At 72.8% G+C, this 22845-nt stretch carries 20 protein-coding genes; 4 read left to right on the top strand and 16 right to left on the bottom strand.

The features are described 5' to 3' along the window. Window positions 1-16: 16 nt before the first annotated feature. Entirely contained in the window at window positions 17-1777 is a 1761-nt protein-coding gene (locus ACWCYO_RS04165; RefSeq protein WP_449783267.1) for an ABC transporter transmembrane domain-containing protein, read from the bottom strand. A gap of 421 nt (window positions 1778-2198) precedes the next feature. On the opposite strand from ACWCYO_RS04165, the gene ACWCYO_RS04160 reads away from it, so the two are divergent. Continuing rightward, on the top strand, window positions 2199-3062 hold the full coding sequence (locus tag ACWCYO_RS04160; RefSeq protein ID WP_449783266.1) for an aldo/keto reductase: 864 nt from the start codon (window positions 2199-2201) through the stop codon (window positions 3060-3062). Window positions 3063-3285: 223 nt separating this feature from the next. Here ACWCYO_RS04160 and ACWCYO_RS04155 read toward each other — a convergent pair whose 3' ends face one another. After that, window positions 3286-4152, bottom strand: coding sequence for a MarR family winged helix-turn-helix transcriptional regulator (locus ACWCYO_RS04155; protein WP_270141991.1), 867 nt, complete (start codon window positions 4150-4152; stop codon window positions 3286-3288). 403 nt (window positions 4153-4555) lie between these two features. Between ACWCYO_RS04155 and fabG the strand changes: the two genes are divergently transcribed. Together fabG and ACWCYO_RS04145 are read left to right on the top strand one after the other, a co-directional pair. Then, entirely contained in the window at window positions 4556-5323 is a 768-nt protein-coding gene (gene fabG / locus ACWCYO_RS04150; protein WP_270141993.1) for a 3-oxoacyl-ACP reductase FabG, read from the top strand. Window positions 5324-5554: 231 nt separating this feature from the next. Then, entirely contained in the window at window positions 5555-6388 is an 834-nt protein-coding gene (locus ACWCYO_RS04145; protein ID WP_449783265.1) for a phosphatase PAP2 family protein, read from the top strand. Between the two features lie 36 nt (window positions 6389-6424). On the opposite strand, the gene ACWCYO_RS04140 is transcribed toward ACWCYO_RS04145, so the two are convergent. Then, window positions 6425-6628, bottom strand: coding sequence for an I78 family peptidase inhibitor (locus ACWCYO_RS04140; RefSeq protein WP_270141997.1), 204 nt, complete (start codon window positions 6626-6628; stop codon window positions 6425-6427). Between the two features lie 77 nt (window positions 6629-6705). On the opposite strand from ACWCYO_RS04140, the gene ACWCYO_RS04135 reads away from it, so the two are divergent. Continuing rightward, window positions 6706-6978, top strand: coding sequence for a DUF6343 family protein (locus tag ACWCYO_RS04135; protein ID WP_270141998.1), 273 nt, complete (start codon window positions 6706-6708; stop codon window positions 6976-6978). A gap of 57 nt (window positions 6979-7035) precedes the next feature. Here the strand turns inward: ACWCYO_RS04135 and ACWCYO_RS04130 are convergent, their stop codons facing one another. The 13 genes from ACWCYO_RS04130 to ACWCYO_RS04070 form a co-directional block, all read right to left on the bottom strand. Continuing rightward, window positions 7036-8436: an aspartate aminotransferase family protein gene (locus ACWCYO_RS04130; RefSeq protein WP_270141999.1), complete on the bottom strand. Its 1401-nt coding sequence runs from the start codon at window positions 8434-8436 to the stop codon at window positions 7036-7038. Then, the gene (gene dxs / locus ACWCYO_RS04125; protein WP_449783264.1) at window positions 8426-10336 is read right to left on the bottom strand and encodes a 1-deoxy-D-xylulose-5-phosphate synthase; all 1911 of its coding nucleotides are present in this window, start codon (window positions 10334-10336) and stop codon (window positions 8426-8428) included. The genes ACWCYO_RS04130 and dxs overlap by 11 nt, the downstream gene beginning before the upstream one ends. Before the next feature lie 138 nt (window positions 10337-10474). Next, window positions 10475-11503, bottom strand: coding sequence for an adenosyl-hopene transferase HpnH (gene hpnH, locus ACWCYO_RS04120; protein ID WP_270142003.1), 1029 nt, complete (start codon window positions 11501-11503; stop codon window positions 10475-10477). A gap of 2 nt (window positions 11504-11505) precedes the next feature. After that, window positions 11506-12186: a 5'-methylthioadenosine/S-adenosylhomocysteine nucleosidase family protein gene (locus ACWCYO_RS04115; RefSeq protein WP_270142005.1), complete on the bottom strand. Its 681-nt coding sequence runs from the start codon at window positions 12184-12186 to the stop codon at window positions 11506-11508. After that, window positions 12183-14264, bottom strand: a complete 2082-nt coding sequence (shc, locus tag ACWCYO_RS04110) for a squalene--hopene cyclase (protein ID WP_270142007.1) — start codon at window positions 14262-14264, stop codon at window positions 12183-12185. Before shc ends, ACWCYO_RS04115 begins: the two co-directional genes overlap by 4 nt. Before the next feature lie 7 nt (window positions 14265-14271). After that, complete coding sequence (locus ACWCYO_RS04105) at window positions 14272-15360, bottom strand: polyprenyl synthetase family protein (RefSeq protein ID WP_449783285.1); 1089 nt, start codon at window positions 15358-15360, stop codon at window positions 14272-14274. Between the two features lie 191 nt (window positions 15361-15551). Continuing rightward, window positions 15552-16985, bottom strand: a complete 1434-nt coding sequence (gene hpnE / locus ACWCYO_RS04100; RefSeq protein ID WP_449783263.1) for a hydroxysqualene dehydroxylase HpnE — start codon at window positions 16983-16985, stop codon at window positions 15552-15554. Between the two features lie 154 nt (window positions 16986-17139). Then, window positions 17140-17997 (bottom strand): presqualene diphosphate synthase HpnD, encoded by an 858-nt coding sequence (gene hpnD / locus ACWCYO_RS04095; RefSeq protein ID WP_270150832.1) that lies wholly within the window; start codon window positions 17995-17997, stop codon window positions 17140-17142. A 41-nt stretch (window positions 17998-18038) separates the two neighbouring features. Then, window positions 18039-18986: a squalene synthase HpnC gene (gene hpnC, locus ACWCYO_RS04090; RefSeq protein WP_270142011.1), complete on the bottom strand. Its 948-nt coding sequence runs from the start codon at window positions 18984-18986 to the stop codon at window positions 18039-18041. Window positions 18987-19277: 291 nt separating this feature from the next. Further along, window positions 19278-20087 carry an ABC transporter ATP-binding protein gene (locus tag ACWCYO_RS04085; RefSeq protein ID WP_270142013.1) on the bottom strand — a complete coding sequence of 270 codons (810 nt, stop codon included), beginning with the start codon at window positions 20085-20087 and terminating at the stop codon, window positions 19278-19280. Next, a complete protein-coding gene (locus ACWCYO_RS04080; protein WP_270142015.1) occupies window positions 20080-21021 on the bottom strand; it encodes an ABC transporter permease in 942 nt (313 codons plus the stop codon). Before ACWCYO_RS04080 ends, ACWCYO_RS04085 begins: the two co-directional genes overlap by 8 nt. 141 nt (window positions 21022-21162) lie before the next feature. Continuing rightward, window positions 21163-22062, bottom strand: a complete 900-nt coding sequence (locus ACWCYO_RS04075; RefSeq protein ID WP_449783262.1) for a glycosyltransferase family 2 protein — start codon at window positions 22060-22062, stop codon at window positions 21163-21165. Continuing rightward, window positions 22059-22796, bottom strand: a complete 738-nt coding sequence (locus ACWCYO_RS04070; protein ID WP_270150833.1) for a CDP-alcohol phosphatidyltransferase family protein — start codon at window positions 22794-22796, stop codon at window positions 22059-22061. Before ACWCYO_RS04070 ends, ACWCYO_RS04075 begins: the two co-directional genes overlap by 4 nt. Window positions 22797-22845 lie beyond the last annotated feature (49 nt).

The raw sequence follows: 22845 nt of genomic DNA, 5'->3' as shown, positions 1-22845 counted from the left end.
CGGTTGACGACGGTGCTCATGCCGACACGGCCTCCTCGTCCCGGGTGACCACGGCCCGGTAGGCCGGTTCGGTGCGCATCAGTTCGCGGTGCCGGCCGGCCGCGACCACCCGGCCGTCGCGCACCAGCACCACCCGGTCCGCCTGGTCGAGCAGCAGCGGGCTGGTCGCGAACACCACGGTGGTGCGCCCGGCCCGGGTGTCCCGCAGCCCGGTGGCGATCCGGGACTCGGTGTGGGCGTCCACCGCGCTGGTCGGCTCGTCCAGCACCAGCACGGGCGGGTCCGCCAGCAGCGCGCGGGCCAGGGCGAGCCGCTGGCGCTGCCCGCCGGAGAGCGAGCGCCCGCGCTCGGTGATCCGGGCGAGCATCGGGTCGCCCGCGCACTCCGGCGAGCCGTCCACCAGCGCCTCCAGCACGTCCTCGGAGCGGGCCGCGGCGAGCGCCTCGGCCACCGGGACCCTTCCGGAGGAGGGGATGTCCAGCAGCTCGGCCAGCGTGCCGGAGAGCAGCACCGGCTCCTTGTCGTGGACCAGCACCGCCGCCCGGGCCTCGGTCAGCGGCACGGTGTCCAGCTCGGTGCCGCCGAGCCGGACGGAGGGCGGTGCCGGCTCGCCCTCGGCCAGCGGGACGTGGCCACCGAGCCGCTCGGCGAGCGCCCCGGCGAAGTCCGGGTCCCCGCAGACCACGGCGGTCAGCTCGCCGGCCCGGGCGGTCAGCCCGGTGGCCGGGTCGTGCAGGTCGGACCGGTCCGGGCGGGTCAGCACGCCCTCGGCCGCGCCGTCGGTCCGGCTGAGCGAGAGCACCCGCACGGCCCGGCCGGCGGAGACCCGGGCGACGCTCCAGGCGTGCGCCGCCTCGCCCAGGATCCGCAGCGGCGCGGCGAGGAAGGCGGTCGCGCCGTACACCGCGATCAGGGTGCCCACGCCGAGCTCGCCGGAGGCCGCCAGGCGGGCGCCGTACCACGTCACCCCGACCACGAACAGGCCGGGCAGCAGCACCTGTTGGGCCTGCATCAGGGACCACAGCCGGGCCGAGCGGACCGCCGCCGCGCGGACCTTCTGGGAGGCCGCCCGGTACCGTTCCAGGAACAGCTCCTCGCCGCCGATGCCGCGCAGCACCCGCAGCCCGGCCACCGTGTCGGCGGCCAACTCGGTGGCCTTGCCGCCGAGCTCGCGCTGCTTGTCGTAGCGCCGCTCGAACGGCCCGATCAGCGGCCAGACCGAGGCGGCCAGCACCGGGACGCCGAGCAGCACCCCGATCCCGAGCACCGGCTCGACCACCAGCACCACCGAACTGACGGCCAACCAGACGATCACCGCGGCCCGGACCCGGGCGACCAGTTCGACGTACCAGCCGATCCGCTCGACGTCCCCGCTGCCGACCGCGACCACCTCACCGGTGGCGATCCGGCGGGACAGCCCGGCCCCGAGCCGCGAGGCCTGCCCGGCCACCAACTGCCGTACCTGGCAGGCGGCTTGGATCCAGTTCCAGACCGCCTGCCGGTGCAGCAGCACGGCGCCGACGGCGGCGACGGCGGACAGCAGCAGCGCGAGCGCGCCGGCCCGCCAGATCCCGCCGGCGTCGCCGTCGACGGCGGCCTGGACGCCGCGCCCGAGCGCCACCGGGAACGCGGCCTGGGCGCCCATCTCGATGAGCGCCCAGCAGGTGGCGCGGACCTGCCCGCGCCGCTGGGCGCGCTGCAGCCAGCGGAGGAAGGCCAGGGGTGAGGAGAGGTCGGGACTGCCGGGGTCGGCCAGCGGCAGGGGGGTGAGCGGCATGACACTCCGATGCGAATGGTGCGGGAGGTACGGAGACGCGGAGATGTGGCGAAGCGGGAGGAGACACGGGCGCAGGCCGTACGGCGCGGCCGCCCCGCTGACGCACGAGGACGGACGAAGGACGCGCGGCGCAACGGCGCGGCGACGTCGGCACGCCCGGCGGAAGCGCCGGACTGGCGAGGGATGGGCACGAAGGGCCCGGATCTCAGGAGGTCATGTCCGCGAGCCTGCCAAGCCCGGTGTGATCCACGCAACAGGTTTTCCGCCGCCCCGGTCGCGGCGGCCCCGGCGGTGCGCCCCGGCGCACGCCACGCCGCCGTAAAGCTTCGCCAAAGATTCGCCCGAACGGCGGGAACAATCGTGCCGGGGCGCCAGTTGCCCCCACTGGAACCAACGGACGACCAGGAAGGCACCCCTTCCCGTGAGCAACATCCCCAGCGTCACCCTGAACGACGGCGCGCAGATCCCGCAGCTCGGTTTCGGCGTGTGGCAGGTGCCGGACGCCGAGGCCACCCCCGCGGTCCGCACCGCGATCGAGGCGGGCTACCGCTCCATCGACACCGCCGCGATCTACGAGAACGAGACCGGCACCGGTGCGGCCATCAACGAGGCGCTGGCGGGTGGCCTCGCCCGCGAGGACCTCTACGTCACCACCAAGCTGTGGAACTCGGGCACCCGTGACTGGTCCGGCGAGCAGGGCCGCGACGCGGTGCTGCGCGAGTTCGACGCCTCGCTGGACAAGCTCGGCCTCGACTACGTCGACCTGTACCTGATCCACTGGCCGCGCCCGATGCACGGCACCTTCCTGAACGTCTGGAAGGCCCTGGAGCAGCTGAAGGAGGGCGGCCGGGTCAAGTCGATCGGCGTCTCCAACTTCGGCCCCGAGCAGCTGACCCGCCTGCTGGACGAGGCCTCGGTCGTCCCGGTGCTGAACCAGGTCGAGCTGCACCCGTACTTCCCGCAGGAGGAGTTGCGCGCCTTCCACGCCCAGCACGGCATCGCCACCGAGGCGTGGAGCCCGCTGGGCCAGGGCGGGGAGCTGCTGGCCGAGCCGGCGCTGGCGAAGATCGCCGAGAAGCACGGCCGCACGGTCGCCCAGGTGGTGCTCCGCTGGCACCTGCAGAACGGCGTGATCGCCATCCCGAAGTCGGTCACCCCGTCCCGCATCCGGGAGAACCTCGACGTCACCGGCTTCGAGCTGGACGCCGAGGACGTCGCGGCGATCGCCGGTGTCGCCACCGGCAAGCGGATCGGCCCGGACCCGCAGGAGTTCGACTGGAACTGATGCCCGCCGCGGGGGCGCCGGCCGAATCGGCCCGGCGCCCCCGACAACGACGGTCCTGACAGCTCTGACTGTCGGTCATATCGAAGTACCGCTCATTCCGGTCAGGAACGAGCGGTACTTCGGTGTACCCGGATTCACCTATGTCAACGGTCGAGTGACGCCGACAACCGCGGACTTGAGGAGCTTTGGTGAATCGTTTTGGCTGTTGTTACCAAAGCTTGGGCTAGAGCCTGGCCGCCTTGGCGATGAGCGCGAGCGCAGCCTCGTGCTCCTCCTCCGGCAGCGGCGCGAGCAGCAGCCGCTGAACCTCGGCCACCCCGGCGGCCGAGCGGTGCAGCAGGTCCTGGCCCGCCGGTGAGAGCGAGAGCAGGTTGCGCCGCCCGTCCGAGGGGTCGCGCCGGCGCTGCACCAGACCGCGGCGCACCAGCCGGCTGACCATCTCGGCCATCGTGGCCTTGTCCAGCGAGGCCAGCTCGCCGACCGTGCGCTGGTCCGCGCCCGGCTCCAGCTCCAGCGCGTCCAACACGGCGAACTGCGGAGCCGTCAGCTCCGCACCGACGTGCTCCGACCAGAGCTTGGTGTGCACCTGCTGGCCGACCCTGATCAGGTAGCCGATCGCCCGCTGGGCGTCCAGTATCGGCCGCGCGTCTGAGAAGACGGCCACCGCCGCGGGCTCCAGCCTGGCTATCTTGGCCATCACCCGGACGATCTCGACCTGCTCCTCGGGCGTGAGCGGCTCGAACAGCACCCGCTGGACGCGGACCACGCCACCGGTGGCCTCGCGCACCGCCTGGGCGCCGCTCTGCGAGAGCGCGAGCAGCTTGCGCCGGCCGTCGGCCGGGTCGCGCCTCCGCAGCACGAGGCCGCGGCGGACCAGCCGCGCGACCATCTCGGCCATCGTGGCCTTGTCGAGCGACGCACGCTCGCCGACCGTGCGCTGGTCCGCGCCCGGTTCGAGGGCGAGCACCAGCAGGACCGCGAACTGCGGAGCCGTGAGATCGGCTCCGACGTGCTCGGACCACAGCCGGGTGTGAACCTGCTGCGCAACGCGAATGAGGTGTCCGGGCGACTGCTGCAGTCGCGCGGACACGCGGGTTGTCGGGATCTCCCCCAGCACCATGTATCCGTCCCGATGTCACACCCGGTATGTGTGGGACACCCGGGTGGGGCAGTAACGGCGAGTGGGCGTCCAGCTATGAGGGAGGGCGCTCCAGCCGTGCAGCCGGTGGCTGCTGGCGGACACTATACAAACGGCAGGCCCTTGCTGGCAGGCAGGGGCGGATAGTAGACGCAGGTTCGGCAACATTGGCATATTTACGCGCCGCCACGCCCTTGCGGTAACCCGTTCTCAGCAGAAAGCCGACCGGTCGGTCCTTACCGACCGTCACCTGCGCCTCTCCACCCTGGTCGCCACCCCTACCCGCCGGTAGGGTGTGGGCACCCTCTCCGGGGGCACTCCCCCGGAGGCACCCCCGAGAGAGACGAGAGCGAGCATGACCGAGCAGAGCACCGCCACCAGGGTCGCGGTCGTCACCGGCGCCGCCCGCGGGCTGGGCGCCGCCACCGCCGTCCGGCTGGCCGCCGACGGCTACGCGGTCGCCGTCCTGGACCTGGACGAGGCCGCCGGCAAGGACACCGTCGACCGGATCACCGCCGCCGGCGGGCGGGCCCTGGCCGTCGGCGCCGACGTCTCGGACGCCGAGCAGGTCCAGGCCGCCGTCGACCGCGTGGTCGCCGAGCTCGGCGCCCCCGTCGTCCTGGTCAACAACGCGGGCGTGCTCCGCGACAACCTCCTCTTCAAGATGTCCGAGTCCGACTGGGACACGGTCATGAACGTTCACCTGCGCGGCGCCTTCCTGATGACCCGCGCGGTGCAGAAGCACATGGTGGACGCCGGTTTCGGCCGCATCGTCAACCTGTCCTCCTCGTCCGCCCAGGGCAACCGCGGCCAGGCCAACTACTCCGCCGCCAAGGCGGGCCTGCAGGGCTTCACCAAGACTTTGGCCATCGAGCTGGGCAAGTTCGGCATCACCGCCAACGCCGTCGCCCCCGGCTTCATCGCCACGGACATGACGGCGGCCACCGCCGCCCGGGTCGGCATGGACTTCGAGGACTTCAAGCGGGCCGCGGCCTCCCAGATCCCGGTCCAGCGGGTCGGCGAGCCGGAGGACGTCGCCAACACCATCTCCTTCCTCGCCGGCGAGGGCGCCGGCTTCGTCTCCGGCCAGGTGATCTACGTCGCGGGCGGCCCCCTCGACTGAGCACGGAACCTACACAGGGTGACCACGGAGTGGGGAGCCGGGCGGACCGGCCTCCCGCTCCGCCGTCTTTACCGGGGCTTTTGCAGAATCATTCGAAGACCACACGGGCATTCGATCCGGGAATACTGGAAATCACTCCCCGGGCTATCCGGCGACACCCCAATTGTCGATTTCCCGGGAAAATGACAATTTGCTCCGGGATACCCCCGCTCGGATGGGTATGGTCACCCCGTGCAATCCAGAAGTACCGCCGCTCGCATTCCGCGACAGGAGCCGGAACACCGCACCGCCGACCGTCGGGAACTCCCGATCCCCGACCGCGCCCCGGCCCGCCTGCCCACCCGCGCCCCGGCCTGCCCGCCCGGCCGCGCACCCGGCCCGACCGGCCCCGACCGCGGCGAGCCCGGCTGGCCGCCGATGAGCCGTCGCCGGGCCTCCCTGTTCGCCGCGACCTTCGCCGGCTACCTGCTGGTCCTGGCCGGCGTCCTGCTCAACACCGACCTGGTCGACCTCGACTGGTCGGTCCGCCTGCTGCGCCCGTACGAGCGGTGGCCCAGCCTGGAGCCGCTGCTCAACGCCTGGGTGGTCGTCGGCCAGCGCGGGCCCAGTGCCATCGCCGCCTTCGCCTGGCTGCTCTGGCGCGCCCGCCGGCTCGGCCGGCTGCGCCCGCTGCTGGTCATGGGCGTCGCCCTGCTGCTGCTCAACGTCACGGTCGGCGCGGTCAAGATCGTCACCGGCCGGCTCGGCCCGCACTACGCCCAGTACGTCGGCTCGCCCGAGCTGTTCTCCGGCGGCACCATCTTCCCCTCCGGCCACACCGCCAACGCCGTGGTCACCTGGGGCGTGCTCGCCTACCTCGCCGTCCGCTGGCGGCGCACCGGCGCGGTGATCGCCGCCGCCACCGCCTGCTCGATCGGCCTGACCACGGTCTACCTGGGCACCCACTGGGTCTCCGACGTGCTGGCAGGCTGGGCCGCCGGACTGCTGGTGCTGCTCTCCCTGCCGCTGCTGGAACCCCTGGTCGCCGTCGCCGAAGAGCGGCTGCACCGACGGTTCGCACGCTGAGCCAGGGCGCCCGGCCTGCTCCAGCGGCGGCAGGGCCTACCCCTCCCAGCTGCGCTCGACCACGCCGTCCCGCACCGCGAGGTTGAGCCGCCCCTCCCGGTACTCCATGGTGATCAGCTGCCCCGGCTCCAGCACCCGGACCGAGGCCCAGCCGTGCCGCCGGGCCAGCTCCCGGGCCCGCTCGATCCGCAGCCCCGCGTACCCCTCGGCGTCCTCTCCCGCGGCGTCCGACCCCGTCATCGCGCCTCCCCGGCTCTCCCCCTCGGACGTACGCTGGAATCGTAGCCCCCACCCGCGCGGCCCGGAGGTGAACGGCGATGCGCACCACCACCCCGCGACGGTGGCGCAGCGGCACCGAGCCGGCCACCGCCCGCAGCGACCTCAAGCTCCGCTTGCTGCTCTCGCTGGCCTTCACCCCGCTGTTCGCGCTGGGGACCGCGGGCTTCGCGTTCTGGGCGGCCTCCTCGCCGGTCGACGGCGCGCCCAGCCGGGGCACCCTGACCGGCTTCGCGATCGCCCTCGGGCTGCTCACCCTGTTCGCCGTCGTCGACCTCGTGGTGGTCATCCGGCGCCGCCGGACCGAGCTCTGACGCGGTGTCTCCCGTGGAGCGGGAAGTCGGCCCGGCCGACTTCCCACTCCGCGTCGCCTACTTGTTGCCCACCGCCTGCTTCACCAGGGTCCGGCCGAAGTCCCACATCAGGCCGCTGCCCCGGTGCGCCTCGTCCATGACCTCGGTGAAGGCGTCCAGGAACCGGTCCGCGTCCCGGTCGGTGATGATCAGCGGTGGGATCAGTTTGATCACCTCCAGGTGGTCCCCGGACACCTGGGTGAGGATCCGGTGCCGCTGGAGCAGCGCGCCGACCACCATCTGCGAGAACAGTCCCTTGCGCGCCGCCTGGAGGGCCGTCCAACCGGTGCGCAGTTTCAGCGACTTGGGACGACCGAACTCGATGCCGATCATCAGCCCGCGGCCGCGCACCTCGGCGAGCAGCTCGTACCGGTCGACCAGGGCGGCCAGCCGCTCGCGGAACCGGTCGCCGACCTGCCGGGCGTTCTCCACCACCTTCTCCTCGCGCATCACCTCGAGGGTGACCAGCCCGGCCGCCATCGCCTGGGCGTTGGAGCCGAAGCTGGCCGAGTGCACCAGGACCCGGTCCATCGAGGAGTACACCTTCTCGAAGATCCAGCTCTTGCCGAGCGTGGCCCCGACCGGCACGTACCCGCCGGAGAGCGCCTTGGCCGCGCACACCAGGTCGGGCAGCACGCCCTCCTCGTGCTGGTAGGCGAAGAAGTCGCCGGTGCGGCCGATGCCGGTCTGCACCTCGTCGCAGATCAGCAGCGCCCTGTGCTCGTGCAGCAGTGCCTGTGCGGCGCGCAGCCAGCCGGGCGGCGCCACCTGGACGCCCTTGCCCTGGATCGGCTCGACGATCAGCGCCGCGACGTCCCCGCGCTTCAGCTCCTTGGCGAGTGCCCCGATGTCGCCGAGCGGGATGGCGGTGTCCGGCAGCAGCGGGTCGAAGCCCTTGCGGAACCCCCTCTCCCCGTTGACCGACAGCGAGCCGGTGGTCAGCCCGTGGAAGGCGTGGTCGGTGTAGAGGACGCGCTTGCGCCCGGTGGCGTACCGGGCGAACTTCAGCGCGGTCTCCACCGCCTCGGTGCCGCTGTTGCCGAAGAACACCCGGTCCAGCCCGGGCGCGTACGACAGCAGCCGCTCGGCGAGCAGCCCGGGCAGCGGCGAGCAGTCGAAGCGGACCAGGTCCGGCAGGTCCAGGTCCATCACCTGCTGGACCGCCGAGCGCACCGCCGGGTGGTGCCGGCCGAGCGCGAAGATGCCGAAGCCGGCCAGCATGTCGAGGTACTCGTTGCCCTCGGCGTCGTAGAAGTACTGGCCCACCGCGCGCTCGTAGTACTTGTCGAAGCCGATGGTGCGCAGCATCCGGGGCAGCTGCGGGTTGAGGTAGCGGCTGTGCAACTCGTAGCGTTCGCCGCCGCGTTCGGCGAGGAGGGCGGCGAGGTCGAAGGCGGGGCGGTCCGGGTCAGCCGGCATGGCGCTGGTTCGCTCCTCGGGTCGGTAGCAGGTTCTTGGCGAAGACGGCGGTCTGGGCCGCGACCCCGGTGCCGGTCAGGCCGGTCTCCTCGAGGATCTCGCCGCGCGCGGCGTGGCCGAGGAACTCCTGCGGCAGGCCGAGCACCCGCAGCGGGACGTCCACGTCGGCGTCGCGCAGCGCCTGGGAGACGGCCGAACCGACGCCGCCGGTACGGCCGTTGTCCTCGACGGTGACCACCAGCCGGTGGGCGGCGGCGAGTTCGGGCAACACCGGATCGACCGGTTTGACCCAGCGCGGGTCGACCACGGTCGAGGTGAAGCCCTCGGCGAGCAGCAGCCGGGCGGCGTCCAGGCAGGCGGAGGCGGTGCTGCCGACGGCGACCAGCAGGATCTCCGGTGCCGCCCCGGTGCGCAGCAGCACGTCCGTTCCGCCGATCCGTTCGAGCGCCGGGACGGCCGGCCCGACGTTCCCCTTCGGGAAGCGGACCACGGTCGGTGCGTCCTGGACCTCGAGGGCCTCGCGCAGCTGGGCCCGCAGCTGCGCGGCGTCGCGCGGCGCGGCGAGCCGCAGCCCGGGGACGACCTGCAGGATCGACATGTCCCACATGCCGTTGTGCGAGGCTCCGTCCGACCCGGTCACCCCGGAGCGGTCCAGCACGAAGGTGACGCCCAGCCGGTGCAGTGCGACGTCCATCAGGACCTGGTCGAAGGCCCGGTTCAGGAAGGTCGAGTACACCGCCACCACCGGGTGCAGCCCGCCGGTGGCCAGGCCCGCCGCGCTGGTGACGGCGTGCTGCTCGGCGATCCCGACGTCGAAGGTCCGGTCCGGGTACGCCTGGGCGAACGGCGCCAGCCCGACCGGCTGGAGCATCGCGGCGGTGATCGCCACCAGTTCGGGCCGCTCGGCACCGAGCGCGACCAGTTCCTCGCCGAACACCGAGGTCCAGGAGACCCCGGCGCTGGGCGAGATCGGCAGGCAGGTGTACGGGTCGATCGGGTTGACGGCGTGGAAGCGGTCCGCCTCGTCCTGCTCGGCGGGCAGGTAGCCGCGCCCCTTGACGGTCAGGCAGTGCACGATGACCGGGCCGCCGAAGTTGCGGGCCTGCCGCAGCGCCTGTTCCACCGCGCCCACGTCGTGGCCGTCGATCGGCCCGAGGTACTTCAGCCCGAGGTCCTCGAACATGCCCTGCGGGGCGAAGGCGTCCTTGAAGCCCTTCTTGGCCCCGTGCAGCGCGTCGAAGATCGGCTGCCCTACCAGCGGGGTGCGCTGCAGCGCCTCCTTGCCGAGCGCGAGGAAGCGCTCGTAGCCCTGGGTGGTGCGCAGGGTGGCCAGGTGGTTGGCGAGGCCGCCGATGGTCCTGGCGTAGGAGCGCTCGTTGTCGTTGACGACGATGACCAGCGGCCGGTCGCGGGCCTCGGCGATGTTGTTGAGCGCCTCCCAGGCGAGCCCGCCGGTGAGCGCGCCGTCACCGATCACCGCGACGGTGTGCCGGTCGTGCTGGCCGAGCAGCTGGGCGGCCTTGGCCAGCCCGTCGGCGTAGGAGAGCGCGGTGGAGGCGTGCGAGTTCTCGACCAGGTCGTGCTCGGACTCGGCCCGCGAGGGGTAGCCGGACAGGCCGCCCTTCATCCGCAGCCGGGAGAAGTCCTGGCGCCCGGTCAGCAGTTTGTGGACGTAGCTCTGGTGACCGGTGTCGAAGACGATCCGGTCGTACGGCGAGTCGAAGACCCGGTGCAGCGCGATGGTGAGCTCCACCACGCCGAGGTTGGGCCCGAGGTGGCCGCCGGTGCGGGTGACGGCGTCGATCAGGAAGCCGCGGATCTCGTCGGCGAGCAGCGGCAGTTCGGACGCGGGGAGCTTGCGCAGATCGGCCGGGGACATGACGCGGGAGAGCAGTGACATGGGTACACCTCACGACTTTGAAGCGGTGCGGTGGTGCCTCCGCCCACGGGGGCGGGGCCGGCCCGGGCACGGTGGCCCGGGCCGGACGGGAGCTCGGGGGCGGTACGAATCCTGGGACGAAGGTCGCCAGGAGCCGGCTCAGTGCCCGCGGTTGGAGGTGACGGTCTCGGTGATAGCGCGCAGCGACTGCTGGAGCGAGCCCATGGTCGCGAGGACGGCGGTCGGCTCGTAGCCGCAGTGCGCCATGCAGTTCTCGCAGCGCGGGTCCTTGCCGCGCCCGTACTTGCTCCAGTCGGTCTTCTCGACCAGCTCGCGGTAGGTCGGCACGTAGCCGTCCGCCATCAGGTAGCAGGGCCGCTGCCAGCCGAACAGCGAGTAGTTGGGGATGCCCCAGGGGGTGCACTCGAAGTCGGCCTTGCCCTCCAGGAAGTCCAGGAAGAGCGGGCTGTGGTTGAGGCGCCAGCGCTTGCGGTTGCCGCCGGCGAAGGCCTTGCGGAAGAGCTCCCGGGTCTGCTCGACGCCGAGGAAGTGCTCCTGGTCGGGAGCCTTCTCGTAGGCGTAGGCCGGGGAGATCATCATCTCGTCGACCTTCAGCTCGTCATTGAGGTAGTCGAGCACGTCGATGACGGTCTGCGGGGTGTCGGTGTTGAAGAAGGTGCTGTTGGTGGTCACCCGGAAGCCCCGCCGCTTGGCCTCCTTGATCGCCGCGACCGCCTCGTCGAAGGTGCCCTCCTTGGCCACCGACTCGTCGTGCCGCTCGCGCAGGCCGTCGATGTGCACGGCGAAGGTGAAGTACGGCGAGGGCTTGAACTTGTCCATCTTCTTGCGCAGCAGCAGCGCGTTGGTGCAGAGGAAGACGTACTTGCGGCGCTCCACCAGCTGCCGGACGATCTCGTCGATCTGCGGGTGCATGAGCGGCTCGCCGCCGGCGATCGAGACCATCGGGGCACCCGACTCCAGGACCGCGCCGACCGCCTGGGCGACGGGCATCCGCTGCTTGAGCACTCCCGCCGGGTGCTGGATCTTGCCGCAGCCCTCGCAGGCGAGGTTGCAGGCGAACAGCGGTTCCAGCTCGACGATCAGCGGGAACTTGTCCCGTCGCTTGAGCAGCTTCTGCTGCATCAGGTAGGTGCCGACCCGCACGGTCTGGCGCAACGGCATGGCCATGGCTAGCTCGCCTCCTGGGGGAGCGTCGAGGATGTGGGGTGGTTCAGGTCTGCGGAGCCCTCGCCGGGTTCCTGCCGGTACCAGTCGACCAGGGCGGGTACCGTCGCCCGCAGGGTCCGCCAGGCGCGCACCCCGGCCGGCAGGGTGCCCGGGCGCAGCAGCTCGTGCTCGGGGGTGTCCACCACCACCCGCAGCACGGCGACGGGCAGGGCCGGGCGCACCTCCCGCAGCGCGGCCAGCACGGCGGCCGCCTCCATGTCGACGGCGAGCGCGCCCTGCAGGTGCAGGGCGCGCCGCTCGATGCCGCGGACCACGTGGTCGGCGGTGTGGTGCACCCCGGTGTGGGTGGTCAGGCCCTGCTCCTTGAGCGCCCGGGCCAGTTCCGGCCCGGAGCCGACCGGGTAGAGGTGGCCCTCGGCGTCGCGCACGCCGTCGGCGGCGACCACGTCGCCCGGCGCCACGCCCGGCCCGAGGGCGGCGCCGAAGCCCGCCACCACCACCGCGCCGTAGCAGCCCGGGGCGGAGCCGAGCAGCCGTCGGACGGCCGTCCCGGCGCGCCGCCGACCGACCCCGGTGCGCACCAGCACCGGAGGCCCGCCGGCCGCGCCGCGCCAGTCACCGCCGCGCAGGGCCCACACCTCGGGGCCCAGCGCGCAGAGCACCAGCAGGGGTGCGGTGGTCACCGCTTCGCCCCGATCGCCGGAGTACCGCCGGGCCGCACCATGCCCGGGGGGCCGTTGAGGTAGCGGCCGAGCGCGGTGACCGGGAAGACCAGCCGGTACAGGTGGTAGTTGATGGAGAAGTCCCACGGGAAGCCGGTGCCGGTGAACTGCGGCTCGTCCCAGGTGCCTTCGGGCAGCTGCGTGCGCACCAGCCACTCCACGCCGCGCTCCACCGCCGGGTTGGCCCGGCCGTCCGGGCCCTCGCCGGCGGCGAGCAGCGCCATCAGCGCCCACGCGGTCTGCGAGGCGGTGGAGTCGCCGCGGCCGGCCCAGCGCGCCGGGTCGTCGTAGGAGCGCATGTCCTCGCCCCAGCCGCCGTCGGCGTTCTGCCGGTCCTCCAGCCAGCGCACCGCCCGGCGGATCGCCGGGTGCTCGTCCGGGACGCCGGCCGCGACCAGTGCGGGCAGCACCGAGCCGGTGCCGTAGATGTAGTTGGTGCCCCAGCGGCCGAACCAGGAGCCGTCCGCCTCCTGGTTGCGCAGCAGCCACTCGATGCCGCGCCGGGTCCGCGGGTCGCGCGCCCGGCCGGTCTCGGCGAGCATCTCCACCACGTGGGCGGTGACGTCGGCGGACGGCGGGTCGACCACCTCGCCGAAGTCGCAGAACGGCAGCTTGTTCGGCAGCAGGCTGGTGTTGTCGACGTCGAAGGCACCCCAGGCGCCGTTCTTGGACTGCATGCCGAGGTTCCACAGCACGCCCCGGTCCACCGCCGCGTCGACCCTGGCCGGGTCGGGGTGGGCGACCCGGCGCAGCGCGAGCACCACCTCGGCGGTGTCGTCGATGTCGGGGTAGGTGTCGTTCTCGAACTCGAAGGCCCAGCCGCCGGCCGGCAGGGCGGGCCGCTGGACGGACCAGTCGCCGCGCTTGCGGATCTCCTCGCCGAGCATCCAGTCGACGGCGGAGACCAGCGCCGGGTGGTCGGCCGGCACCCCGGCGTCGACCAGCGCGATGGTGGCCAGGCAGGTGTCCCAGACCGGGGACTGGCAGGCCTCCATCCAGCGCATGCCGTCCTCGGTGTGCACGGTGAAGCGGTCGAAGGAGGAGAGCCCGGCCTTCACCACCGGGTGCTCCAGCTCGTAGCCCTCCAGGTGCAGGGCGATCAGCGAGTAGACGGCCGGCGGCTGGATGCCGCCCCAGCAGCCGTCGGCCTCCTGCCGCTCGACGATCCAGCGGCAGGCCTGGGCGATGGCGAGCCGGCGCAGCGGCCGGAACGCCCGGCGGTGGTAGGCGTGCAGCACCCGGTCCAGGCGCTCGAACAGGCCGTCCCAGCTGGTGGCGGGGGCGAGCGGCCGGTCGGGGTACGGGTGGTCCGGGTCGGTGTGCAGCTCGGTGAGCGCGAAGGGGGCCGGACGGACCGGACGGTGGGCCGAGACGATGGTCAGCGGGACGATGGTCTGGCGGGCCCAGCAGCCGAAGGCGTAGATGTTCAGCGGCAGCCACTTGGGCAGGAAGATGATCTCGGGCGGCATCTCTGGCAGCCGCTCCCAGGGCCACCAGCCGAAGAGCGCGAGCCAGATCCGGGTGAACACCCGGGCGGCCGCGATGCCCCCGGCGGAGCGGACGTACCGCGCGGCGGCCAGCATGTGCGGGGCGTTCGGGTCGTCGCCGGCGAGCTTGAGGGCGACGTACGCCTCGACGGTGGTGGACAGCTCGGCCGGCCCGCCGTGGAAGGTGGCCCAGGTGCCGTCCTCCCGCTGCTGGGAGCGGATCCACTCGGCGGTCGCCCGGGTCTGCTCCTCCGTCCTGATGCCCAGGAACTGGCGGAGCAGTAAGTCCTCGGCGTCCATGGTGACGTTGGTCTCCAGGTCGCCCTTCCACCAGCCCTCGGAGGACTGCAGCGAGAGCAGGTGGGTGGTGGCGCGCGCCAGGGCCTCGCGCGCGTCGCCGGGCTGCCGGTCCGCCTCACCGGCTGGCCGCGGCCGGTCGGTGTCCTCGGGCTGCCACCGGCCCGCGCCCAGCAGGGCCGGGGGGCGGTCGCCCACCGCGACCGGCTCGGGATCGTACTCAGGGTCGAGCCGGCCGTCCGCGGTTGCTGTCAACGTAACGTCACCTCTCTCGTACCACCACGAATTCGGCGAGTGCGACGAAGTGCTCGCGCACCTCGTCTGACATGGGCACCTCGTCCAGGGCGGCGAGGGCAGTCGTGTGCTGGCGGCGGGCCTCCTCCTGGGTCCAGGCGCGACCGCCTGCCTCCTCGATCAGCGCGGCCCGGACGGCGAGCTCGGGCTCGCTCTCCTCGCCCCGGCCCTTCGGGTCCGCGAGCTGCTCGGCCAGCCGGCGCGAGGCGGCCCCGCCCTCGGCGAGCGCGGCGGCGACCGGCAGGGACTTCTTGCGCTGGCGCAGGTCGCCCCAGTGCGGCTTGCCGGTGACCTCGGTCGCGCCCCAGATGCCCAGCAGGTCGTCCACCGCCTGGAAGGCCAGGCCCAGGTGGTGGCCGTAGCGCTGGAGCGCGGCGGAGACCTTGTCGTCGGCCCCGGCCAGGACGGCGCCGATCGCCGAAGCGGCGGCCAGCAGGGCCGCCGTCTTGCCACCCTCCATCTCCAGGCACTCGGCGACGGTGACGGTGTCGCGCTGTTCGAAGGCGACGTCCCTGGCCTGGCCGTCGATCAGCCGGCGGGTCGCCGTGGTGAGCAGCCGGACGGCACGCGCGGCATCGGCGGGGCTCGCACCGCCGGTGTCCCCGGCGTCGAGCAGCACCTCCGTGCCGAGCGTCGCCAGGGCGTCGCCGACCAGGATCGCCTGGGCCGGACCGAACACCGTCCAGGCGGTGGCCCGGTGCCGGCGGGTCTCGTCACCGTCCATCAGATCATCATGGAGCAGGGAGAAGTTGTGCACCAGTTCAACAGCCACCCCGCCGGGCACGCCCGCCTCGGCCGCCGCACCCGCGGCCCGGGCCGACAGCAGCGCCAGCGCCGGGCGCACGGCCTTGCCGCCGTCGCCCGCCACCGGGGTGCCGTCCCGGTCGATCCAGCCGAAGTGGTAGGCCGCGACGGTGTCCATCGGTGCGGCCAGACGGGCGACGGCGGCGCGTAGCGGCGGGGTGCAGAGCGTACGGCTGCGGGCGAGCAGCTCCGGCACCGAGACCGGTTCGGCGTGCGCCGTGCCTCCGACGGCGAAGCCGGTGCGTGACTCCACGTGCGTTCCCTCTCCCTCGTGGTGCCGGACCGCACGGGGCGGCCGGGTGCTGTCGGTGCGGCTGGTGTCGATGCCGGTGGTGGCGGTGCTCGCGGTGGCGGACCGGACGGTGCCGGTACGGCCGATGGGGCCGGTGGGGCCGACGGTACGCCCGTCGGCTCTGGCGGGCTCTCCGGCGACGGTGCCCGCCGTCACCTGGGCCACCGCCCGTCGCCCCGGTCGACCGGCACCCGGTTGCCGGCCGCGGCGAGCACGGCGTCGGCGGCGGCGTGGCCGCTGCGCACGGCGCCCTCCATGGTCGCGGGCCAGCCGGTGGCGGTCCACGCGCCGGCCAGCAGCAGCCCGGGCACGCCGGTCGCGGCCCCGGGGCGCAGCTCGGCGCTGCCGGGCGCCCCGTCGAAGGTGGCGGTGCGCTCCCGGGTGACGAAGAAGTCCAGCACCTCGGCGTCGGCGGCGGCCGGGAGCAGCCGGGACAGCTCGGGCAGGTAGCGGCGGCGCAGCTCGGCGACCGGAAGGTCGATCTCGTCCTGGGCGGCGGACTGCGAGAGCGCCAGGTACTGGGCGCCGGGGTGGGCCCGGCCGATCGTGGTGCCGAGCAGGCCGGAGTGGGTGGTGCGGTCGAAGACCCACTGGACCGGGCTGCCGAGCGCGGCGAAGAAGGGCCGGCGCAGCACCTTGCGGTCGTAGACCACGTGCACGTTGAGGATCGGCGTGGTGCCGAACCCGGCCAGCCGTTCCTGCCCGGGGACGGCGCCGGGCGGCAGCAGGGCGTCGGCGGTGTCCTGGGCGCCGGCCAGCACGACGGTGTCGGCGGTGAACAACTGCCCGTCCTCCAGGCGGACGGCGTGTTGGGGCGCGGCCGGCTTGAGTTCCGCGACCCGGGCGCGCAGCAGCACCCGCACGCCGGCGCGTTCCAGCTCGGCGAGCGCCCGGTCGTGGTGGATCACGCCGAGCGGGACGGCGGCCATGCCGATGTCGGAGGCTCCCGGGTCGGAGAGCAGGCCGGTCTTGAAGACCATCGCGGCGAGCGCCAGCGACACCCCGTCGGCCCGGGCGTTCAGGGTGGCGACGCCGACCAGGTCCCACAGCGCGGCGGTGGTGGCGGCGTTCTGCCCGTTGCGGCGCAGCCACTCGCCGAAGGAGAGCCGGTCCAGCGCCGGGTCGGCGAGGTCCAGCCCGTTCAGGGCGAGCGCGCCGCGGACCACCCGGGCGCGGTCGGCCGGCGACAGGTGCGGGTAGCGGGCGAGGCTGCCGGCCAGGTGCAGCGGAACGGGCAGGCCGGTCCGGCGCAGTCGGCCCAGGGTGCGCACCGGGGCCTCGTCGGAGCCGGTGACGGAGAGCACCGGGACGTCCAGGCGGTTCTGGAGGTGGGTCATCCGGGTGGCGCCGAGGCGCTCCAGCAGGCCGCGGTAGGCGGTGCAGCAGCGCAGGAAGACGTGCTGGCCGTTGTCGACGGTCAGCTCGCCGCGTTGGAAGGAGAACGCCAGGCCACCGAGCCGGGGGCGCCCCTCCGCGAGGGTGACGTCGTGACCGGCCTCGGCCAGCCGCAGGGCGGTGGTGATCCCGGCCAGGCCGCCGCCGACCACGACGGCGGCCGGGCGCGCGGCATCGGCTCGCCCGGTCATCGGCCCTCCCCCTCGTACTCACCGGACCGCCCGGAGGCGGTCGCTGTGGCCGGCCCGCTGGTGGCCGGCACGGTCGTGGTCAGCATCGTGCTCAACACGGCTCTACCCGGATGTGATTCCCCGCTGACACAGCGTGACAGAACTGTCGCGAGATTCAAGAACGCCCCCCGGCGAGCCCGGAAAGCGCGACGTACGCCTTCTCCCAGCCCGGCAGCGAGACCCGGCCGCGCAGCACCGACTCCGGGTCGGCGGCGATCCGGCCGAGCAGCCGGTGGTAGATCCCGGCCATCGCCGCGGTGCAGGCGCGGCTGCGGCGGTCGAGCATCGGCAGCAGCCGCAGGCCCTCCTCGAAGGCGGCCTGGGCGCGGGCGGCCTCGAAGGCCACCAGTCCGGTGAAGTCGGCACCGGCCGGCGGCTTGGACAGCGCGAAGCCCTGCTCGCAGCCGAACCGGACCAGGTCCTCGGTGGGCAGGTAGGTACGGCCGTTCAGGGCGTCCTCGCGCAGGTCGCGCAGGATGTTGGTGAGCTGCAGGGCCAGGCCCAGGGTGTCCGCGTACCGGGCCCCGCGTTCGGGGTCGTCGCAGCCGTAGACGCCCAGCGAGAGCCGGCCGATGGCGCCGGCCACGCAGCGGCAGTAGACCTTCAGCTCCTCGTACGTCTGGTACTCGGCGCCCTTGAGGTCCATCTCCACGCCGTCGATCAGCTCGTCGAAGCCGCCGAGCGGGATCGGGAAGCGGCGGGCCGCGTCGGCCAGGGCGACCTTGATCGGGTCGGTGTCGTCCTCGGCGACCGTCCCGGAGCGGACCTCGTCCACCAGCTCCCGGGTGCGCACCAGCGCCTCGGCCTTGCGGTCGGCCGGGAGGTCGCCGTCGCCGATGTCGTCCACCCGGCGGGCCAGCGCGTACAGGGCCGACATGGCCAGCCGCTTGGGTTCGGGCAGCAGCCGGATGCCGTAGCTGAAGTTGCGCGCCTGCAGCCCGGTGACTGCCTCGCAGTACCGGTACGCCGCCATGACCTGGGCCGACGCCAGTGGTGATGCCGCCACTCGGGCGTTCACCTTCCCTTCGCGAAGATGGCCGCCGCCTTCACTGCGAGGCGGCGCTTGTCCGGCTTCGCCTGCCGGGCGAGCACGTCGTACCCGGCGTCCTCGATGGCCGCCAGGGCCGCGTAGCCGCCTGCGGTGAATCCCGCCAGGAGCAGTCGAAGCCTCCCCCGAACCGTACCTACCAATGGTGCGCCGCGGTCGAGCAGGGTGCGGGCCCGTTCGGCCTCGAAGGCGATCAGTTCCCGGACGGCTCCGGTCGCGCTGGAAGCGGCGAGCTCCTCCTCGGTGACGCCGAAGCGTTCGAGGTCCTCGGTGGGGAGGTAGATCCGGCCGCGGGACAGGTCCTCGGCCACGTCCTGCAGGTGTTCGACCACCTGGAGGGCGGTGCAGATCGCGTCGGAGAGGGCGATCCGCTCGGGGGTGGAGACGCCCGCGATGGCCAGCACCAGGCGGCCGACCGGGTCGGCGGAGAGGGTGCAGTAGCCGACCAGGTCGTCGTAGCCGGCGTAGCGGGTGGTGGTCTGGTCCACCCGGTTGGCCTCGATCAGACGGCGGAACGGCTCGGGGGTCAGGCCGTGCCGGTCGACCAGCGGGACGAGCGCGCGCATCAGCGGGTGGCGGGGCCGCTCGGCGTCGGCCGGACGCAGGGCCGTCTCGAACGCCCGGTCGAGGTCGCGCTCCAGTCCGTCGAGCAGGGCGAGCCGGAAGGAGGCCTCCTCGGGGCTCGGCGGGCCGGACTGGGCCGAAGGGGTGGCGGGGGGCCGCTGCTCGACCCCGAGCAGGGCGGCGGTGGCGGCCGGGTCGGCCAGGTCTCCGTCGCCGGCGTCGTCGACCAGCCGGGCGAAGCCGTAGACCGCCATCAGGTCGTCGCGCCAGGCCGCGGGCAGGAAGAAGGGGGCGACCGGGAAGTTCTCGGCACCCGCCTTCTCCAGGGTCTGTCCCGCGACGGGGTTCACCGGCGTATCTCTGGGCTGGGCCGAAGCCGACACTGCAGTCACTCCCCCGTTCTACACCGCTGGGCATCACCGGTCCGACTCGGACACGCGTCCGAGCGCGGGCGTCACCTACGGCACACCACCCCCGCGCCCCCAGCCTGACACCACGCGCCGCGCCCGAGAAGAGCGCCCCGCCCGGCGCACGGTGGCGCTCACCCCCGCGGCGGAGGCCGGCCAAGCGTACCGGCGGGCCGAACGTCGAGGGGCCGGCTCCGGAGGCGTTCCGGGGCCGGCCCTTCGGGTGCGAGGGGTTTACGGGCGCTCGCCGCGCTCGTAACGGCCGACGACCTCCTCGGTCGGGCCGTCCATGACCAGCTCGCCGGCCTCGATCCAGATGGTCCGCTCGCAGACCTCGCGGATCGAGTTGTTGTCGTGGCTGACCAGGAAGACCGTACCGGCGGAGCCGCGCAGCTCGTCGATGCGCTTCTTGCTGCGCTGCTGGAAGGCCTGGTCACCGGTGGCCAGGGCCTCGTCGATCAGCAGCACGTCGTGGGTCTTGGCGGCGGCGATCGAGAAGCGCAGCCGGGCGCCCATGCCGGAGGAGTAGGTGCGCATCGGCAGGGAGATGAAGTCGCCCTTGTCGTTGATGCCGGAGAAGTCGACGATCTCCTGGTAGCGCTCCTTCACCTGGGCCGGGGTCATGCCCATCGCCAGGCAGCCCAGGATGACGTTGCGCTCACCGGTGAGCTCGTTCATCAGGGCCGCGTTGACGCCCAGCAGCGAGGGCTGGCCGTTGGTGTAGATGCCGCCCTTCTCGGTCGGCAGCAGGCCCGCGATGGCGGCCAGCATGGTCGACTTGCCGGAGCCGTTGGAGCCGATCAGGCCGATCGCCTCGCCCTTGTACGCGGTGAAGCTGATGCCCTTGACCGCGTGCACCTCGCGCACGCCGGCGCCGCGCTTGCGGCTGAGGATGCGGCTCATCGCCGAGGTGGCGCTGCCCTTGCCGGAGCCGGCGCCGTGCACCCGGTAGACGATGTGCACGTCGTCGACGACGACGGTGGGCTCGCGGGCCACGCTCGTGGCCGGGACGGCGTCGCGCTTGCTCAGGTCGGTGTCAGCCACGGCCGTACTCCTCCTCGGCCTTCCAGAAGAAGACGTATCCGATGACGAACATGCCGATCGCCCAGCCGATGCCGTACGCCCACTGGTGCGGCGGAATGGTCTGGTGGACGGCCTGGTGCTTGTTGTAGATGATCGGCGCGAAGGCGTGCCGCAGCAGGTCCATGTAGACGGAGGCCGGGTTGAGGGCCATGATCGTCTGGATGTAGTGCGGCCAGGTCTGGATCTTGTCCTGGATGCTGAACATCACGCCGGACAGGAACATCCAGGCCCGCATCACGAACGGGATCAGCTGGGAGATGTCACTGGTCTTGGAGCCGATCCGGGCGAAGATCAGCGAGATGCCGGTGTTGAACAGCGTCTGCAGGAGCAGTGCCGGGATGATCAGCAGCCAGGTCTTGCCCGGCTTGATGCCGCCCGCCAGCACGGTGACGACCAGCACCACCATCGAGATCAGCAGCTGCTGGAGCTGGATCACGGTGAAGGCGATCGGCAGGCTGGCGCGCGGGAAGTGCAGCGCGCGGATCAGGCCGAGGTTGTCGGAGATCGCCCGGGTGCCGGACTGCACCGCGTTCTGGGTGAACTGGAAGACGAAGACGCCGATGCACAGCCAGGAGATGTAGGTGTGACCGGGGAAGCCCTGCTTGTTCGCCAGGATCACGCCGAAGACCAGGTAGAACACGCCGCAGTTGAGCAGCGGGGTCACGACCTGCCAGAGCTGGCCCAGCTTGGCGTCGGTGTACTGGGCCACCAGGCGGGCGGTGGCGAAGGCCCAGATGAAGTGGCGGCGGGCCCAGAGCTGCTTGGTGTAGGCGAACAGGCCGGGGCGGGCGCCGCTCACCGACAGACCGTACTTGTCCGCAAGCTGCTTGGGGGTCAGGCCCGCGTCCGCCCCCGTAGGGGCTGAGAGGCTGACGGGTTCACTCACTGTCGACACATTCGTCCTTCGCGCGGGATCGGTCGGGGCGGCCGGTCGGCGGGGGTCCGCCGGCCTTGCGCCGATGGGGATCCACTGGGATCACGGGGGGTTCCGGCCGGTGTGTGGTCACCGGCCGCGGCGATCGATCGCTCGATCCAATCAGATGATCGGAGGTCGGCCCATCCTGGTCAGTCGCCAGACGGTACGCCATCGCATGGGCCGCCGCGGACCGCAGGGTTCGCGGAAGCCCGCCCGGAATCCGCCCAGCCAGGCCTTCAGCCCCTCCGCGGAGGGGCGTCGGGCCAGGGTCAGCAGAAACCAGGTTCCCAGGTAGAGAGGCACCAACGGGGCCGGAAGGTTCCGCCTCGCGAGCCAGACCCTGTTTCGGGCCACGTTGTGGAAGTAGGCGGCGTGCCGGGCCGGCGAGGTGGCGGGGTGGTGCAGCACCACGTCCGCCCGGTAGTCGATCGCCCAGCCGGCGTCCAGGGCGCGCCACGCGAGGTCGGTCTCCTCGTGGGCGTAGAAGAACTCGGCGGGCAGCTGACCGGCCTGCTCGAACACCTTGCAGCGCACGGCGCTCGCGCCGCCCAGGAAGGTGGTCACCCGGGAGGAGCGCAGCGGGTCGCTGGCGCGCAGCCGGGGGACGTGCCGGCGCTGGGTGACGCCGGTGTCCGGGTCCTCGATCCGGAAGGACACGATGCCCAGCTCCGGATCGGCGGTGAAGGCCTCGCGCAGCAGGCGGGCCGAGTCGGTGCGGGGCAGCAGGCCGTCGTCGTCCAGGAAGAGGACGGCGTCCACCTCCCGGCCGTGCGGCCCGAACAGCTCGATGCCGACGTTGCGCCCGCCCGGGATGCCGAGGTTCTCCGGCAGCTCGACGGTGCGCACGCCCTCCGGCAGCGGGGGCAGCTTGACGCCCTGGCCGACCACGGCGAACTCGACCGCCGGGCCCTCCTGGGCGCGGACGGACTCGATCAGGGCGTTGAGCTCGGCGGGCCGGTTGCCCATGGTGATGATGACGACGCCGAGGCGGAAGCTCTCCGCGGTGGTGGGAGCACTCATCGCAGCCTGCTCGACAGGACGATGCTCAGCAGGTGCAGCACGGTCTGCAGCATGGCGATCGCCGCCAGCACCACGACCGCGAGCCGGGTGAGGAACAGCCCGCCGTGCACGGCGTCGCCGATCCCGGCCGCCAGGATGAACAGCGAGGCCTCGACCGCGCCGACCAGGCGGTGGAACTTCAGGAAGGAGGCCGCCCGGCGGGCCTTGGCCACCGAGGAGGAGCGCGGCACCGAGGCGCTGTCCTCGACCGCCGTCATGCCGCTGCGGGCCCGGGCCACGTCCACCAGGTCCGTCTCGGACTTGATCAGGATCGCGCCGAGCGCGGCCAGCGTGCCCAGGAACGCCCACTCCCAGTGGGAGCCGTGGCCCTCGCGGTGCAGCAGGTCGGTGGCGCGCAGGCCGAGGCCGGTCAGCAGGGCCGCCTCGGACATGTAGTGGCCGACCCGGTCCAGGTAGACGCCGGTGAGCGAGGTCTGCCGCCGCCAGCGGGCCACCTCGCCGTCCACGCAGTCCAGCAGCAGGTAGACCTGGATCAGCAGGGCGCCCAGGACCGCGCCGGTGATGCCCGGCAGGACCAGCGCGACGCCGGCCAGGATGCCGGTGAACATCATCAGGTAGGTCAGGCCGTTGGGCGTGATCGCCGTGATGGTGGACAGCACGCGGGTGATCCGCAGCGAGATCCTCCGCATGTACAGGCGCCCGGCCCAGTGCTCGGCGCTGCGGCGCTGGAGCATGCCCTCCGGGTGGATCACCGCGCGCAGTTCCTCGATCGAGGGCCGGCGG

Source organism: Kitasatospora sp. NPDC001683 (assembly GCF_053596495.1).
The sequence above is the reverse complement of the archived record's forward strand: the minus strand, read 5'-3'. Positions and strand labels throughout refer to the sequence as shown.

Excerpts from the sequence above, each read along its gene's own strand:
- ACWCYO_RS04165 (WP_449783267.1), bottom strand. The coding sequence starts at position 1,777 with ATGCCGCTCACCCCCCTGCCGCTGGCCGACCCCGGCAGTCCCGACCTC.
- fabG (WP_270141993.1), top strand. The coding sequence starts at position 4,556 with ATGACCGAGCAGAGCACCGCCACCAGGGTCGCGGTCGTCACCGGCGCC.
- ACWCYO_RS04140 (WP_270141997.1), bottom strand. The coding sequence starts at position 6,628 with ATGACGGGGTCGGACGCCGCGGGAGAGGACGCCGAGGGGTACGCGGGG.
- ACWCYO_RS04135 (WP_270141998.1), top strand. The coding sequence starts at position 6,706 with ATGCGCACCACCACCCCGCGACGGTGGCGCAGCGGCACCGAGCCGGCC.
- ACWCYO_RS04130 (WP_270141999.1), bottom strand. The coding sequence starts at position 8,436 with ATGCCGGCTGACCCGGACCGCCCCGCCTTCGACCTCGCCGCCCTCCTC.
- dxs (WP_449783264.1), bottom strand. The coding sequence starts at position 10,336 with ATGTCACTGCTCTCCCGCGTCATGTCCCCGGCCGATCTGCGCAAGCTC.
- hpnH (WP_270142003.1), bottom strand. The coding sequence starts at position 11,503 with ATGGCCATGCCGTTGCGCCAGACCGTGCGGGTCGGCACCTACCTGATG.
- hpnE (WP_449783263.1), bottom strand. The coding sequence starts at position 16,985 with ATGACCGGGCGAGCCGATGCCGCGCGCCCGGCCGCCGTCGTGGTCGGC.
- hpnD (WP_270150832.1), bottom strand. The coding sequence starts at position 17,997 with ATGGCGGCGTACCGGTACTGCGAGGCAGTCACCGGGCTGCAGGCGCGC.
- ACWCYO_RS04075 (WP_449783262.1), bottom strand. The coding sequence starts at position 22,062 with ATGAGTGCTCCCACCACCGCGGAGAGCTTCCGCCTCGGCGTCGTCATC.
- ACWCYO_RS04070 (WP_270150833.1), bottom strand. The coding sequence starts at position 22,796 with ATGCTCCAGCGCCGCAGCGCCGAGCACTGGGCCGGGCGCCTGTACATG.